This is a genomic window from Paenibacillus sp. 01T443 (genome assembly GCF_056398325.1).
The window spans coordinates 88,575-103,736 of sequence record NZ_JBFTPE010000008.1 but is presented as its reverse complement, the minus strand read 5'-3'; the positions used below and the strand labels follow the sequence as shown (position 1 = coordinate 103,736).

The 15,162-nt window shown below is 44.5% G+C and carries 16 protein-coding genes; all 16 read left to right on the top strand.

Annotated features, from left to right (window positions below; all coding sequences use genetic code 11):
• Nucleotides 1-20: 20 nt before the first annotated feature.
• The 16 genes from flhA (at nucleotide 21) to tsf (ending at nucleotide 15,126) form a co-directional block, all read left to right on the top strand.
• A complete protein-coding gene (gene flhA, locus AC1DLI_RS14185) occupies nucleotides 21-2,051 on the top strand; it encodes a flagellar biosynthesis protein FlhA (protein ID WP_477603582.1) in 2,031 nt (676 codons plus the stop codon).
• On the top strand, nucleotides 2,048-3,250 hold the full coding sequence (gene flhF / locus AC1DLI_RS14180) for a flagellar biosynthesis protein FlhF (RefSeq protein ID WP_477603580.1): 1,203 nt from the start codon (nucleotides 2,048-2,050) through the stop codon (nucleotides 3,248-3,250). Before flhA ends, flhF begins: the two co-directional genes overlap by 4 nt.
• A complete protein-coding gene (locus tag AC1DLI_RS14175) occupies nucleotides 3,247-4,116 on the top strand; it encodes a MinD/ParA family protein (protein WP_477603578.1) in 870 nt (289 codons plus the stop codon). Before flhF ends, AC1DLI_RS14175 begins: the two co-directional genes overlap by 4 nt.
• A gap of 26 nt (nucleotides 4,117-4,142) precedes the next feature.
• The gene (locus AC1DLI_RS14170; protein ID WP_477603576.1) at nucleotides 4,143-5,498 is read left to right on the top strand and encodes a protein-glutamate methylesterase/protein-glutamine glutaminase; all 1,356 of its coding nucleotides are present in this window, start codon (nucleotides 4,143-4,145) and stop codon (nucleotides 5,496-5,498) included.
• Between the two features lie 44 nt (nucleotides 5,499-5,542).
• Entirely contained in the window at nucleotides 5,543-7,624 is a 2,082-nt protein-coding gene (locus AC1DLI_RS14165) for a chemotaxis protein CheW (RefSeq protein WP_477603574.1), read from the top strand.
• A gap of 13 nt (nucleotides 7,625-7,637) precedes the next feature.
• Nucleotides 7,638-8,099 (top strand): chemotaxis protein CheW, encoded by a 462-nt coding sequence (locus tag AC1DLI_RS14160; protein WP_477603572.1) that lies wholly within the window; start codon nucleotides 7,638-7,640, stop codon nucleotides 8,097-8,099.
• A gap of 3 nt (nucleotides 8,100-8,102) precedes the next feature.
• Nucleotides 8,103-8,723, top strand: a complete 621-nt coding sequence (locus AC1DLI_RS14155) for a chemotaxis protein CheC (protein ID WP_477603570.1) — start codon at nucleotides 8,103-8,105, stop codon at nucleotides 8,721-8,723.
• Nucleotides 8,720-9,214: a chemotaxis protein CheD gene (locus tag AC1DLI_RS14150; protein ID WP_477603568.1), complete on the top strand. Its 495-nt coding sequence runs from the start codon at nucleotides 8,720-8,722 to the stop codon at nucleotides 9,212-9,214. The genes AC1DLI_RS14155 and AC1DLI_RS14150 overlap by 4 nt, the downstream gene beginning before the upstream one ends.
• 1 nt (nucleotide 9,215) lies before the next feature.
• A complete protein-coding gene (locus AC1DLI_RS14145; protein ID WP_477603566.1) occupies nucleotides 9,216-9,653 on the top strand; it encodes a hypothetical protein in 438 nt (145 codons plus the stop codon).
• A gap of 4 nt (nucleotides 9,654-9,657) precedes the next feature.
• Nucleotides 9,658-10,443 (top strand): FliA/WhiG family RNA polymerase sigma factor, encoded by a 786-nt coding sequence (locus AC1DLI_RS14140; protein ID WP_477603564.1) that lies wholly within the window; start codon nucleotides 9,658-9,660, stop codon nucleotides 10,441-10,443.
• Between the two features lie 15 nt (nucleotides 10,444-10,458).
• Nucleotides 10,459-11,865 (top strand): DUF342 domain-containing protein, encoded by a 1,407-nt coding sequence (locus AC1DLI_RS14135; RefSeq protein WP_477603562.1) that lies wholly within the window; start codon nucleotides 10,459-10,461, stop codon nucleotides 11,863-11,865.
• A gap of 38 nt (nucleotides 11,866-11,903) precedes the next feature.
• A complete protein-coding gene (locus AC1DLI_RS14130) occupies nucleotides 11,904-12,230 on the top strand; it encodes a hypothetical protein (protein ID WP_477603560.1) in 327 nt (108 codons plus the stop codon).
• Between the two features lie 34 nt (nucleotides 12,231-12,264).
• Entirely contained in the window at nucleotides 12,265-12,831 is a 567-nt protein-coding gene (locus tag AC1DLI_RS14125; RefSeq protein WP_477603558.1) for a DUF6115 domain-containing protein, read from the top strand.
• On the top strand, nucleotides 12,824-13,405 hold the full coding sequence (locus AC1DLI_RS14120) for a hypothetical protein (protein WP_477603556.1): 582 nt from the start codon (nucleotides 12,824-12,826) through the stop codon (nucleotides 13,403-13,405). Before AC1DLI_RS14125 ends, AC1DLI_RS14120 begins: the two co-directional genes overlap by 8 nt.
• A 179-nt stretch (nucleotides 13,406-13,584) precedes the next feature.
• Nucleotides 13,585-14,283 carry a 30S ribosomal protein S2 gene (rpsB, locus tag AC1DLI_RS14115; protein WP_053375748.1) on the top strand — a complete coding sequence of 233 codons (699 nt, stop codon included), beginning with the start codon at nucleotides 13,585-13,587 and terminating at the stop codon, nucleotides 14,281-14,283.
• A 168-nt stretch (nucleotides 14,284-14,451) separates the two neighbouring features.
• Nucleotides 14,452-15,126, top strand: a complete 675-nt coding sequence (tsf, locus tag AC1DLI_RS14110; RefSeq protein ID WP_308994727.1) for a translation elongation factor Ts — start codon at nucleotides 14,452-14,454, stop codon at nucleotides 15,124-15,126.
• Nucleotides 15,127-15,162 lie beyond the last annotated feature (36 nt).

The following is a 15,162-nucleotide window of genomic DNA, read 5'->3' as shown; positions in this document are numbered from 1 at the left end:
CCACGGGAGGAGACGGCGTCATGAAAGCAAAGGACTTTGTAGTACTGTTTGGCGTAATTGGAATTGTGCTCATGATGATAATCCCGATCCCAGTCCTACTACTAGACATTCTAATTATATTGAACATTTCAATCGCATTGATGATTTTGCTTATCGCAATGAATACAAAGGAAGCGCTCGATTTCTCCATATTTCCGGCAATTTTATTAATTACTACCCTGTTCCGACTAGCGCTAAACGTATCAACAACAAGAAACATTTTATCTCATGCGGAAGCCGGAGAAGTTGTTGCTACCTTTGGCAGCTGGGTTGGCGGAGGACAAATTGCAATCGGCTTCATTGTTTTCCTCATTCTCGTAGTCGTTCAGTTTATCGTAATTACGAAAGGCTCTGAGCGTGTAGCAGAGGTTGCAGCAAGGTTTACGCTGGACGCGATGCCGGGTAAACAAATGAGTATCGATGCTGATTTGAACGCTGGCCTGATAAACGAACAACAAGCGAAAGCACGCCGTTCCAAAATCGAACGGGAAGCAGATTTTTATGGCGCTATGGATGGTGCCAGTAAATTCGTAAAAGGTGATGCGATAGCGTCCATCATCATTCTTGTCATTAACTTAGTCGGCGGATTTATTATCGGTATGGCCATTCATGACTTAAGCTTTGGCGAGTCGCTTTCCACGTTCTCGATCTTAACGATCGGTGACGGTCTCGTCAGCCAAATACCAGCTTTGCTTATTTCGACGGCCGCGGGTCTTATTGTTACGAGAGCAGCATCTGATGGCAATCTGGCAGAAGACGTTACCGCACAGCTTTTCAAATATCCTAAGCTGTTGTTTATTGCCGCAGGGACGATTGCTTTGCTCGGTCTTACACCGATTGGACCGATCAGAACCTGGCCATTTGCGATTATGCTTGCTTTTGGTGGCTGGTACATGCAGAAGGCCATCCACAAGCAGCAGGAGCAAGAAGATATGCTTGTTGAAGAACAACAAATTGAGGAGGTTCGCAGCCCGGAGAGCGTAATAAGTCTCTTGCAGGTCGATCCTATCGAATTCGAATTTGGTTACGGACTGATCCCGCTTGCCGATACGCAGCAAGGCGGAGATTTGCTTGATCGAATCATCATGATTCGGAGGCAATGTGCGCTAGAACTGGGACTCGTCGTTCCTGTCATAAGAATTCGGGATAACATTCAATTAAAACCAAATGAATATGTGATTAAAATCAAAGGAAATACCGTTGCTCGCGGTGACTTGCTGCTTAATCATTATTTAGCGATGAGCCCGGGTTTTGAGGACGATTCGGTAGTGGGGATAGAAACAACGGAGCCCGCCTTCGGTTTGCCCGCCATCTGGATTGATGAGCAGATGAAGGAGAGGGCTGAACTATCCGGTTATACTGTAGTCGATCCTCCATCTGTAGTGGCAACTCATCTGACTGAAATTATTAAACGTCATGCCCATGAGCTGATAGGTCGTCAAGAAACGAAGCAGCTTGTTGAAAACGTAAAAGAATCTTATCCTGCACTCATTGACGAGTTAATTCCATCGATTCTAACGATCGGTGACGTACAGAAAGTATTGTCTAAGCTGCTTCGTGAGAAGGTATCCATACGAGATTTAGTTACTATCTTTGAAGCGTTAGCAGACCACGGGAATTATACGAAGGATCCGGATATTTTAACCGAGTATGTGAGGCAATCATTGTCCAGACAAATTACGCAGCAATTCTCATCGGGCAGCGATACCCTGCGCGTAATTACGGTAGGTCCTCAGCTTGAGAAGAAAATCGCTGAATCCGTTCAGCAGTCGGATCAAGGCAGCTATATCGCGTTAGATCCCATTTCAACTCAGCAGATTTATCAGAAGCTGAACGAGCATGTAAATCGTCAAATTCAATCCGGTCAACAGCCAGTCGTGCTCGCATCACCTACAATCCGAATGTATTTGAGACAAATTGTAGAGAGAACCATGCAAGATGTGCCTGTGCTTTCTTACAGTGAGCTTGAACCCAACATCGAAGTTCAAAGCGTCGGGGTGGTGAATTTATGAGAGTAAAACGTTATGTGGTGAATGCATTGCCAGAAGCTGTGACATTGATCAGGAGTGAGCTTGGCAAAGACGCTGTGATCTTAAACACGAAAGAAATTAAGGTTGGCGGTTTTATGGGAATGTTTCGCAAGAAAAAGATGGAGGTTATAGCCGCCATTGAATCAAATCAAGCGAATATTCCAGCGCAGCCTCAGCGGGTGTCGAACCCACAAGTAGATGCCGCGGTTGAGCAAATTTTGCAAACGGCACAGCGGACAGCCACAGCCGTAATGGAGGCGCCCGCTGCACCTCCTGTCGCGAATCCGAAGCACAGCAGCGAACGTGAGCAGTTTATCATTGATGAGATCAGAGATTTAAGAGAATATATGGTGAAATTATCCAAACAACAAACGCAAGCCGCAGCTATGTCTGAGCATTTGATAAGGCTTAACGAACACTTGATCGAGCAAGAGATGGAAACGAAATGGATTGATCGTCTGCTCCAAGCAATCATGGACAAGCAAACAGAAGCAGGCAGCGAGTTTAGTAAAGAACAGGTCTGGGAGCATGCTGCGTCGCAGCTTGAAGAATGGCTTCAACCCTACAGCGGCAGCGGAATTAGCAATCAGGTAAGGGTGGTTCATTTTGTCGGGCCAACTGGTGTAGGCAAGACAACTACGATTGCAAAGCTGGCTGCAGAGCAAACCATCAAGCATGGTAAAAAAGTCGGTTTTATTACTTCTGATACATACCGAATTGCGGCTGTGGATCAGCTCAGAACCTATGCCAACATTTTGAACGTACCACTTGAGGTTGTATTTTCGCAAATGGATTTGCCACGCGCCTTCAAGCAACTGAAAGAGCGTGAACTGATTTACATGGATACTGCAGGACGGAATTTCCGCAGCGAACTTCATGTCTCTGAAGTGAACAGCCTGCTTCAAACATCAGAACCAAGTGAAACGGTGCTGGTGCTTAGCATGACCGGAAAAACACGGGATATGGCTGCGGTCGCAGAACATTTTTGCAAGTATGGCGTTCAAAAAGTGCTTTTCACGAAGCTTGATGAAACATCGGTTTATGGAGCCATATTTAATCTGATTATGAATTACGAATTGCTTCCGACTTATATGGCAAGCGGCCAAACCGTTCCAGACGATATTGAGAAGTTTCAAGTTGAACCGTACATCCGCCAGCTTCTGAGGAGTAATGCCCCATGATGGATCAAGCTGAAGCGTTGCGTAATTTAGTCAAGCAGCAAGAGCAGCAAGAAGAAGGACGAATGACTCGGGTCGTAACGGTCACAAGCGGGAAGGGCGGTGTCGGTAAGTCGAATTTCAGCCTGAATTTCGCTTTGTCACTTCAGCGGCTAGGGAAAAAAGTGCTCGTCTTTGATGCAGACATTGGCATGGCGAATATTGATGTGCTTATGGGTGTGTCTTCCACTTACAATTTGTATCACCTTCTTAAACAAGAAAAAACGATTTGGGAAATCGTGCAGGAGGGCCCTGAGGGACTTCATTTTATCGCAGGCGGTTCCGGATTTCGAGATCTAATGGACCTATCCACGGAGCAGCTTGATCGGTTTGCGGATGAGATTAACAAGCTCCATGGCAAATATGATCTTATATTGTTTGACACAGGTGCCGGTCTCTCGAAGGAAACCGTTAAGTTTATAACTGCCGCACAGGAAACGATTGTGGTAACAACGCCTGAGCCTACGTCAATAACAGACGCTTATGCCTTAATTAAAATGGTCAAAACCATGGAAGTAGACGTTCAATTCAAACTAGTGGTCAACCGTGCTACCGATACGCGGGAAGGGAAGCAGACCGCGGAAAAAATCAGTATGGTATCCCAGCGATTTTTACAATCAGATTTGCCTCATTTAGGTATTTTACCAGATGATCCGAACGTTTCTAAAGCTGTAAAACGACAAATTCCGTTTACTGTGGCATACCCGGGGAGCGAAGCTTCGATCGCCATTGATCGGATCGCGAAGCATTTTCTGGAAATCCCACAGAGCTCGGTGCCAAGCGGCGGAGTCAAAGGATTTTTGCATAAAATGTTCAGACTCTCAAGATAATCCTTTGAAAGTGAGGAGGAAATATTATGGTTCCTTATCGCGTGCTTGTTGTTGATGATTCCGGATTCATGAGGAAGATTATAAGTGATCTAATTGTTCAAGATCCTCAGTTTATGATTGTTGCTACCGCAGCCAATGGACAAGAAGCCATAGAAGCGGTTCGCGAATGGAAACCGGATGCCGTTACATTAGATTTGGAAATGCCTTTGATGAACGGAATCGAAGCATTGCAATGTATTATGAAAGAAAATCCGACTCCTGTTATTATGCTTTCGGGAATTAGCGAAGATAACACGAGAGAAACCATTAAAGCGCTGCAATTCGGAGCTTTTGACTTTATTAGAAAACCTTCTAGCGCGATTTCAAATGATATTCACCAGGTTGGCGATTTTTTACTTGAAAAATTACGTATTGCCGTTTTAACAAAGCGGCATCAACCTTCAATTACTATCAGTGAAAAGCACGAGTCGGTCATCGATATTTTAATTCAAGCCAAACAGGAATTAGCTGCAGTCATAGAAAAGCCCGTACAACAAGTGGAGCCAACACTTGCACCGCTGCTTACTCCAATTAAAGATCGGGACAAACCATTGTTTCCGAAAGAGGATAGCAAGCAAAGGCCGCAGCGATTGGCACCCCCTTTACATACAAAACAAAAAGAAACTAAGCCTGAGAAAGTTGCGTCTAACGAAGCAAAGTCAACGGTTGTAACGCGTAAATCAGTCGGCAAAACCGTGCAGCCTGATGTAAAGCCTCAGCAAACTGAGCCGCCTATAATTAGAAAAGGATTGTCTTCGGTATCGACTTTCAAGCATATCGTAGCGATTGGCACATCTACAGGAGGCCCAAGAGCGCTGCATGAGGTCATTACTTCCTTGCCGGCTGACTTCCCAGCTCCTGTCCTTATCGTACAGCATATGCCTCCTAGATTTACAAAATCGCTTGCACAACGACTTGATAGTTTTAGCGAGCTTCATGTTGTTGAGGCAGAGCAAGGTGAGAGAGTGAGTGCTGGAGTTGTATATATCGCGCCTGGCGGATTTCATATGGAGCTTTGCAAAGATTCGAAAGGCTTCACGATTTTGCTCACTGAGCAACCGCAACGAAACGGTCATCGCCCATCAGTGGATGTTTTGTTTGAATCATTGACGCCATATCGAGAACTTAAACGTCATGCTGTTATCATGACGGGTATGGGCAGCGATGGGGCAAAGGGTATGAAACTTCTAGTAGAGACTGGCATAGAAACGACCATTGCAGAAGCAGAAGAAACGTGTGTCGTCTACGGTATGCCAAGATCAGCCGTTGAAGCAGGATGTGTCAACAAAATATTGCCGCTTCAAGACATTGCTTCACAACTCGTGCAAGCAGTGATGAAATAAATAGGCTCCAATCGCTTAAACATACTAACAGGAGGTGCTAGGAAATGGATATGAATGCCTATTTATCGATGTTTATCGATGAATCTAATGATCACCTGCAATCCTTAAATGAAAATTTGCTTCGACTGGAAAGCGAGCCAGAGGAGCTTAGTATCGTTCAAAACATTTTCCGATCAGCGCATACGCTGAAAGGGATGTCAGCTACTATGGGTTTTGAAGATTTGGCTGCACTGACGCATGAAATGGAAAACGTGCTGGATCTTGTTCGCAATAGCAAGCTTAAAATGGACAGCTTTATTTTTGACACCTTGTTCAAAGGGCTAGATGCACTCGAAGCGATGGTTCAGGATATCGTAGGCGGTGGTACCGGTAAAGCAGACGTCACAGCCATTGTTGCGTCACTTCAAATCATATTGAAGAGCGACTATAGTGCAAGCAATGCGATGGCAGCACCTACCGTAGCTGCTAAAGCGCCAAATACCGCAACTCCAAGCGCATCAGGGGCGATGCTGCTGGATGAGTTCCAATCTTCCATATTGCTGCAATCGATTGAAATTGGCCATCAAGTATATCACATTCAGATAGCAATCCGTGATAATTGCATGCTTAAAGCGGTACGTGCCTATATGGTGTTTGATCTACTCGAACGTAACGGTGAAGTAATTAAATCTGATCCGTCGGTACAAGATATCGAGCAGGAAAAATTTGATTTCACCTTCACTGTTTTTACGATTTGCCGCTTGACGCAGGAAGACCTTCAAGCTCAGCTTCTTAATATTTCGGAAATTGAATCCGCTGTTGTGACTCAGCTCGATGCTGAATCATTGGCTGTGCTCAGCCAATCAAATGCCGCAGCTGCAGTGGAAGCGGTCGAGGAGATTGCGCCTGCTGCGCAGGCATCTGTTAAGACGGATACGCCGCGTGAAGCCGCTACCAAGGGACAAGCTCCTGCTGCTCAAGCTGTGCCTGCCAACGTATCAAGAACCATTCGAGTGGATATTGAGAGACTCGATACACTTATGAACCTATTTAGTGAATTGCTTATCGACCGGGTAAGACTCGAGCAGCTTTCAAGTGAAATCAAACGCAATGATTTAACAGAAACAGTAGAGCATATGACGCGTGTTAGCTCGGATTTGCAAAGTATCGTGCTCAAGCTGCGCATGGTGCCAGTTGATTCCGTATTTAATAGATTCCCGCGTATGATAAGAGATTTGGCTAAATCGCTTGATAAAAAAATTGATCTTGTTATTACAGGAGCGGATACGGAGCTCGACCGCACTGTAATCGATGAAATCGGCGACCCGCTTGTTCATTTGTTGAGAAATTCAGTTGATCATGGTATTGAAACCGTTGATGAGCGGATTGCAGCAGGCAAGTCAGAGACAGGGACAATTTACTTGCGTGCTTATCACAGCGGGAACCATGTCTTTATTGAAGTCGAAGAGGATGGCCGCGGAATTCATCATGAACGTGTGCTTAAAACCGCGATTAAAAATGGTGTCGTTACCGAAGAGCAAGCGAAGCTATTGTCTCCAGATGAAATTAATATGCTGATTTTTGCAGCAGGCTTCAGTACTGCAGATAAGATTTCGGATATTTCAGGTCGCGGAGTAGGTCTTGACGTCGTACGTTCCAAAATCACTTCGTTAGGCGGTAACGTAACGATAGACTCTGCTTTTGGCAGAGGCACTAAGTTTTCCGTACAGCTGCCGCTTACACTTTCTATCATTTCGGCTATGCTGATCAAGCTGGGCTCGGAAAAATATGCGATTCCGTTATCTTCAATCGTTGAAACAGGCATTATTCGCAGGGAACAAATTATTAATGTACACGGCAATAAGATGATTGAGTTTAGAAATGCAATCATTCCTTTAGTATCACTAAGCAAAGTACTTGATTCTCCTGATTTTAATGAAAACGATGAGAATGAGACTGAAATTGTCGTGGTGCGCAAAGGCGAAAAATGGGCTGCAGTCATGGTTGATGAATTTATCGGTCAAAGTGAAATCGTTCTTAAAACTTTGGGTAAATATTTAACAAACATCGATGCGGTTTCCGGAGCAACCATTCTCGGCGATGGTTATGTCGCACTAATTATTGATCCGAATGCGCTTATCAAATAGGGAGGTTTTTACGATGGGAGAAGAATTAAAGGTTATCGTGTTTGCACTTGGAAGCGAAGAATATGGAATCGAAGTAGATAAGGTCCGCACGATTGAAAGATTATCTCCAATTACACGCGTCCCAAAAACAGCGACTTTTATCAAAGGGGTTATTAACCTGCGCGGCGTAGTCGTTCCTGTCATTGATCTTCGCGGGCGGTTTAGCCTTTCAGAAACAACGCCGACAGAAAATTCAAGAATAATAGTTGTTGCCGTAGCTGACATCGAGGTTGGTTTTATCGTTGACTCCGCAAATGATGTTATCGACATCGATACGGATTCCATCGACATGCCGCCCGAAATTGTCGGAGGCATTAAAGCTAAATACTTAAGAGGCATTGCCAAGCTTGGTGAAGGTCGACTTCTCATCATGCTCAATTTGTCTGAGGTATTGAACAAGAACGAAATCATTCAAATCGAACAGCTTGAGGTTTAGCAAGTGAGTCTATTTAGCCGCTTTGAAGCCTTCGAGCTCGATGTTTTGAAAGAAGTCGGCAATATTGGGGCAGGTAACGCTGCTACTGCATTATCGCGTTTATTGGACAAACCCGTGGATATGGCTGTTCCAAAGGTTAGCTTGCTTCCATTTGAAGAAATCGCTGATCGTGTGGGCGGCTCCGAGCAAATCGTCATTGCTGTTTTTCTCCGAGTGGAAGGGGAAGCGCCTGGTAATATGTTCTTCATTATAGAGGAAGAATCTGCGAGGCGCATTTTACGTCAGCTTCTGGCAATGAATATCGAAGAGCAAGAGGGATATTCGGAAATGGAGCTGTCAGCGCTTTGCGAGATCGGTAATATATTGGCTGGCTCCTATCTTTCCTCCTTGGCTGACTTCACGCAATTATCGATGGCACCATCCGTTCCTGCAATTGCAGTTGATATGGCAGGAGCCGTACTGAGCTATGGCTTAATGCAGTACGGTGAAATGGGAGACTCGGCCCTATTAATCGAAACGACATTTTTGGAGGATCGTCAATCGCTTGAAGGACACTTCTTCCTCATTCCAGATCCGGAGTCGTTTGAGAAAATTTTTAGGGCTTTGGGAGTCGTTAGCGAATGATACAACAAACTTTGGTCAAAGTCGGCATGGCTGATTTAAATATTGCAACAGATGGAGCGGTACTCAAAACGACCGGATTAGGATCTTGTGTTGGACTTACTTTGTATGATCCAATACGGAAAATAGCCGGAATGGCTCATGTGATGCTGCCATCTTCAGAAATTGCCCGTGAGACCAAAATGAATTTGGCTAAGTATGCAGATACAGCCATACCCGAGCTGCTTGATCGAATGTTGGCAGCCGGTGCACACGTTGTGAGCATGAAAGCAAAAATGGCTGGCGGCGCACAAATGTTTGCCATGTCGGGGCATACGGATTCTTTAAGAATTGGGCCTCGCAACGTGGAATCCTGTACAGAAGTACTTCGCAGATTTAAAATCCCAATCATTTCGCAAGATACGGGCGGGAATTTCGGGCGGACGATTGAATTTAGCAGTGTAAGCGGGATGCTATTGATAAGAAGTGTGCAGTTTGGAACAAAGGAGATTTGATATGCTGGGAACATGGCGATGGAATGTCGTATTTGGAATTTTCGGCACCGTGCTGACGGTAGCTTTCTCAATCGGAAACAATCCGATTATTGTTATGCTGCTTAGAAGTATGTATGCTTTCATCGCTTTTTTTGTTCTAGCTTTTGGAGTGCGAGCAATATTGGCATACATTCTTAAGCCTCCTTCAATTGTAGGCGATTTAGCGGAAGATGAAAGTAGTAGAGGCACGCAGCTTGATCTGCAAACGCCAGACGAGTCTGATGATCTAAATGATATGTTAAAATCACAGCTGCAGGATAGGGCAGTTGCTCCAAAAGCATTTGCTCAGAATAAAGATGCTGCCGGCTTTAAGCCACTGAGCCCACCACAATTATTATCTACAAAAAATACACAGCCTGAAGAATTGGTTAAAGCCATTCGTCACCTGACAGGAGAGTGAGTCGATGATTGAGCAGAAACCCCCTCATTTGACAAACTTGCAGATGTGGCAAGCCTGGAGAGAACAGGGCGATTTGGAAGCTAAGAAAAGTCTTATCGAACAATATTTGCCGCTTGTAGATTATGTAACGAATCGAATGGCTATCGGTCTTCCCAAAAACGTCATCAAAGACGATCTTGCAAGCAACGGTGTAATGGGACTAATTGATGCGATTGAGAAGTTTGATTACGGCCGCGGATTGCAATTTGAAACGTATGCTTCTTGGCGCATCCGCGGTGCGATCATCGACGGCCTACGGCAAGGAGATTGGGTTCCGCGTTCCGTTCGTGAAAAGGCGAAAAGAGTCGAAGAGGCTTATCAGCATTTAGAGCAGCAATATTTGCGTTCCGTAACGGATGCTGAGATAAGCAAATATCTAGATTTGTCTGAGAAAGAATTTACGAATATGCTTCAGGATATCGCGGTTACGACAGTCTGCTCTCTTGAAGATCCCATTCGTGAAGAGGAATCAGAAACAAGAATGTCTCTTCTCGTCGATGACAAAGCAAAAAACCCGGACCACAAGGTACATGAGTTTTATATAAAGGAATCATTAGTTAAAGGTATTGACCGCCTTACGGAAAAGGAACGCACCGTCGTTTCCCTGTTTTATTATGAGGAATTATCATTGAGTGAAATTGCGGAAGTAATGTCACTATCACCGTCGAGAATTTCCCAGCTCCATTCAAAAGCTATTTTACGGCTGCGAGGAGCTTTGGCTAAGCATAAAGATCAACTCATGCAGCATTAAGAGAGGAGGAGTCAGGTGGATAATCTACAATTAGAATCATTTCTACGCATTCAGACATCAGCCGATAAGCTGTCTGCCTTTATATCATTTAGCAGGATGTCAGATGAATTCGAATGTAATGGCGATGAGTTAGAGCGTTTCTTGCGCAGCAAAGGAATCGTTTATGGTCTTCGGAAAGAAGTTCTGAATCAGATTGGCACTAATCCTCTCGCGTATTGTAGAGAGCAGACGCTTATCGCTCAAGGGGAGGCACCCTTACCTGGTAAGGATGGGTATGTGAAGCTAGCGTACGATATGAATAAGAACAACCAAGCCCCAACCGAGCTTGAGGATGGTAAGGTCGATTTCAAAGAGGTTGTGCAGCTGAAAAATGTAAAACGGGGACAATTGATTGCGGAACGCTATGAGCCAACGCCAGGTCCTTTCGGTAAAACGGTCACGGGTGAAGATATTCCTCCGAAGACAGGTAAGAATGTTCGCTTTAAAGTAGGCAAGAATGTCGTTTTGAATGATGAGCAGACTGCTATGTATTCTGCCATAGACGGTCTCATTGCATTGACGGAAAAAGAGAAAATCAATGTATTTCCTGTATACGAAGTAAACGGCGATGTCGATTACAGCGTAGGAAATATTGATTTTGTTGGTACGGTAGTCATTCGAGGCAATGTTCTCAGCGGGTTCCGCATTAAAGCATCCGGGGATATACGAGTGATTGGCGGTGTTGAAGGAGCAGAAATTGAATCAGAAGGCTCTGTGGAGATAACAGGTGGCATTTTGGGAGGCAATAAGGGCTTTGTAAAGGCAGGACGCAACGTGCGAAGCAGCTTCATCCAGGAAGGAAATGTCATAGCCGGCGAAGAGGTTCTTGTGTCTCAAAGCATTATGCATTCTCATGTAAGAGCGGGGAAAAATGTTATTTGCTCTGGCGCAAAGGGATTAATAGTGGGTGGGCTTGTGCAGGCTGGCGATATGGTCAGCGCACGGACAATCGGAAACTCAATGTCAACGGCTACGACGATAGAGGTTGGAGTTAATCCCGAATACCGGACAGAACTGCAGGATCTGCGAACAAGACTGAAACAATATATGGACAATTTGGACAAGACGGATAAGGCGCTTACTATCCTCGACCAGCTGGCAGCGGCAGGACAGCTCACGCCTGAAAAGCTAGCTTTAAGAATCAAATTAACGACATCCAAGCGCCAGACTCTGCTTGAAAATGATGCAACAAAAACTCGGATTCTTGAGATTGAGAGAACGCTCGAGAACACGGATCGCTCGAAGATTGACGTTAGCAATATTGTATTTGGCGGGACAAAGATTGTTATTGGCAGATACACGAAATTTGTGAAGGATTCATCACAACGTGTATCCTTTCGATATTCCGAAGGCGATATCGTTCTAGTTCCATATTCTAATTAATGCCGCGCCTTGTCAATGGTCGAAAGGGGTGAGCAATTTTGACATTTAAATCCATTGATTTACAAATGTCAGTACCACGAACGCAAGAGTTTAGCGGTAAGCATGGTCAAGCTATTCATAAGCCAGTCGTAGATCAAAATATGTTAGCTGCTCAAACAACGAAGCAAACCGATCTTTTGCGTGGGAAGAATACGGCCGTGGAACAATCAAACGGAGCACATATTCGTAATGATCAAGAAAGGCAGCAGGGGAATGCCTATCAAAGGGCAAGGCGCAAACAATTAGAAACAGCACCCGAGGATCATGTGGAAGAGCATCCCCCTGCTCATCCATTTAAAGGGCATAGGGTTGATATTAAGTTATAAAACAAGGCTTTATTTGAAAGGCAGGCTATGAACGATGCAGCCATACTTGCAATATATTGTATTACTCGGAGCGGTTGTAATTGTTGGTGCCTTTGTAATGCCTCGGAAGAAGCAGGATACAGCGTTACCGTCGCAAGCCATGCAAAACATGGAGACCGCGTTAGAGCAGTTTATGGAAAATATGGAGAAGGACAATGAAGAACTAGTCCTTTTAGTAAAAAACGCTCAACTAGAATCAAAAACGGATGCTTCACTCAAAGACCAAAGAATTGCCCAGCTGGAGAAAAAATGTGAACAGCTTACCGAACAGCTGCAATTGTTTCACTCCGTTGGCGGACCAACAGGGAGGCAGGGGGAAACTCCAGCACCAGCACCTACTGTAGATACGTTTAAACAACAACAGCATGAAATCGAGYAGCCGGAGCTGGAAAAGGAAGCTGCACCCGAACCGAAAACGATTCAATCAAGATATAAGGAATTATTCGTGCTATATGAGCAAGGGAAATCGATTGAGATCATTTCCAAAAAACTCGGTATGAACAAAGGTGAAGTACAACTTATTATTCAGCTAGCTAAGCAAGAGGGGGCCGCCCATGCTTAAAAATCGCACTTTTTTATTCGGGTTAGGCACGGGCATAATTATTGGAGCCTTGTTGTTTCAGCTTATGCTCTCTGGTGAACAGAGCCGGCAAAGGCTGAATGAAAAAGATAGTTCGGCAGATGAGAAATCGTACACGCAAGTTGAAGTCGATACATTGTTAAAGGCTGAGCGCGATTCCATGCAGCTTAACCAAGAGATCAATACTGGGGTGGAGGATTCGCAGTCAAAGCCGACTGCAACCGCAGTGCCAGTGAAAGAAGAGTCAAGCAAGTCGGACAAAAACGAAATTAATCCAACTGTTTCACAAGAACAAAAGGCTCCTGTTAAGCATGTGATCAGAATAGAAGCAGGCTTAGGTCTGTCAAAAACGGCAGAGCTGCTCGCATCCCAAAACATTATTGAAGACCAAGCAGTGTTCGTTAATAAAATGAAAAAATCCAAGCAGCTGGTTCGCGCCGGTTATTTTTTGTTTCAGGAAAACATAACGGCTGATGCTGCTATTGCTATTGTAACCGGTGAACCGCTTACGAAAGAACAAGCTGATGCTTTAACCTCTAGTAAAAAAAATAGTTAACCTATCTTTTCTTAAACGAATGTTGCAAGCAGTATATATTTATGGTATATTAATTCACGGTGTTAAAAACGCACGCAGGTCAATTTTGTCAAACGGTGCTTCCGCCCGGCGGAAGTTTTGACGAAAGATGCGACTAGCGGAGGAGCACTAAAAAAACCATTACAGGAGGTGTTGAGGAAATGGCGGTTATTTCCATGAAACAGCTACTAGAAGCTGGGGTACACTTCGGTCATCAGACACGTCGTTGGAACCCGAAGATGGATCGTTATATCTTCACAGAAAGAAACGGGATTTACATTATCGATTTGCAAAAAACGGTTAAGAAAGTTGACGAAGCGTACAACTTTGTTAAATCGATTGCTGCAGACGGCGGCACTATGCTGTTCGTAGGTACAAAAAAACAAGCACAAGATTCCGTGAAAGAAGAAGCAGAACGTTGCGGCAACTTCTACATCAACCAACGTTGGCTCGGCGGTACTCTTACTAACTTCCAAACTATTCAAAAACGTATCGATCGTTTGAAACAACTTGAGAAGTGGGAAGAGGACGGCACTTTCGAGGTTCTTCCGAAGAAAGAAGTTATCATTCTTCGTAAAGAAAAAGACCGTTTGGAGAAATTCCTTGGCGGTATCAAAGGAATGAAAGGTTTGCCAAGCGCGTTGTTCATTATTGATCCACGCAAAGAGCGTATTGCTGTTGCAGAAGCTCGCAAACTTGGAATCCCAATCGTTGGTATCGTTGATACGAACTGTGATCCAGACGAAATCGACTACGTAATTCCAGGTAACGATGATGCAATTCGTGCCGTTAAGTTGTTGACGTCGAAAATGGCTGATGCAATCGTTGAAGCTAACCAAGGCGAGCAAACAACGGCTTAATTTAAAGACTTTAGATAGTCAACAAAGGGTGGTCAGATGGTGATAAACCTCTCACTGCCCTTTTTTCGAATGTAAATCACTAAAACTAAGCAGCTTGTATAGTTTATCTGTATAGCGGCTTGATTAGGTTCAAACTAACCAAATTATTATGAAGTTAATAAAGGCTTCATAAAACTCATAGGAGGGCTTACAATGGCAGTTAGTGCTAGCGCGGTAAAAGAACTACGGGAAAGAACTGGAGCAGGGATGCTCGATTGCAAGAAAGCTCTTGACGAAACAAACAACGATATCGAGAAAGCAATTGCTTTCCTACGTGAAAAAGGTTTGGCGGCTGCAGCGAACAAAGCTGGCCGTATCGCAACTGAGGGCGTAGTTGAATCGTATATCCACGCTGGCGGCCGTATCGGCGTTATCGTTGAAGTTAACTGCGAAACGGATTTTGTTGCTAAAACAGATCAATTCCGTGAGTTCGCTAGAGATGTAGCTATGCAAATTGCAGCAGCGAACCCTAAATTTGTACGTCGCGAAGAAGTTTCTTCGGAAGAGCTTGAAAAAGAACGCGAGATCCTAAAAGCTCAAGCACTTAACGAAGGCAAACCGGAAAAAATCGTTGAAAAAATGGTCGAAGGCCGTATTTCGAAATACTACGAAGAGTTCTGTCTGCTTGAGCAATCGTTCATTAAAGACCCAGACAAAACAATCGCGACTTTGCTTAATGAAAAAATCAACAAAATTGGCGAGAACATTTCCATCCGTCGCTTCGTTCGTTATGAGCTTGGTGAAGGTCTAGAGAAAAAAGTAGACAACTTCGTAGAAGAAGTTATGGCTCAAGTTAAACATTAATCCGAACGCACAGGCGGGGCGGGGCGTCCGCCCCGC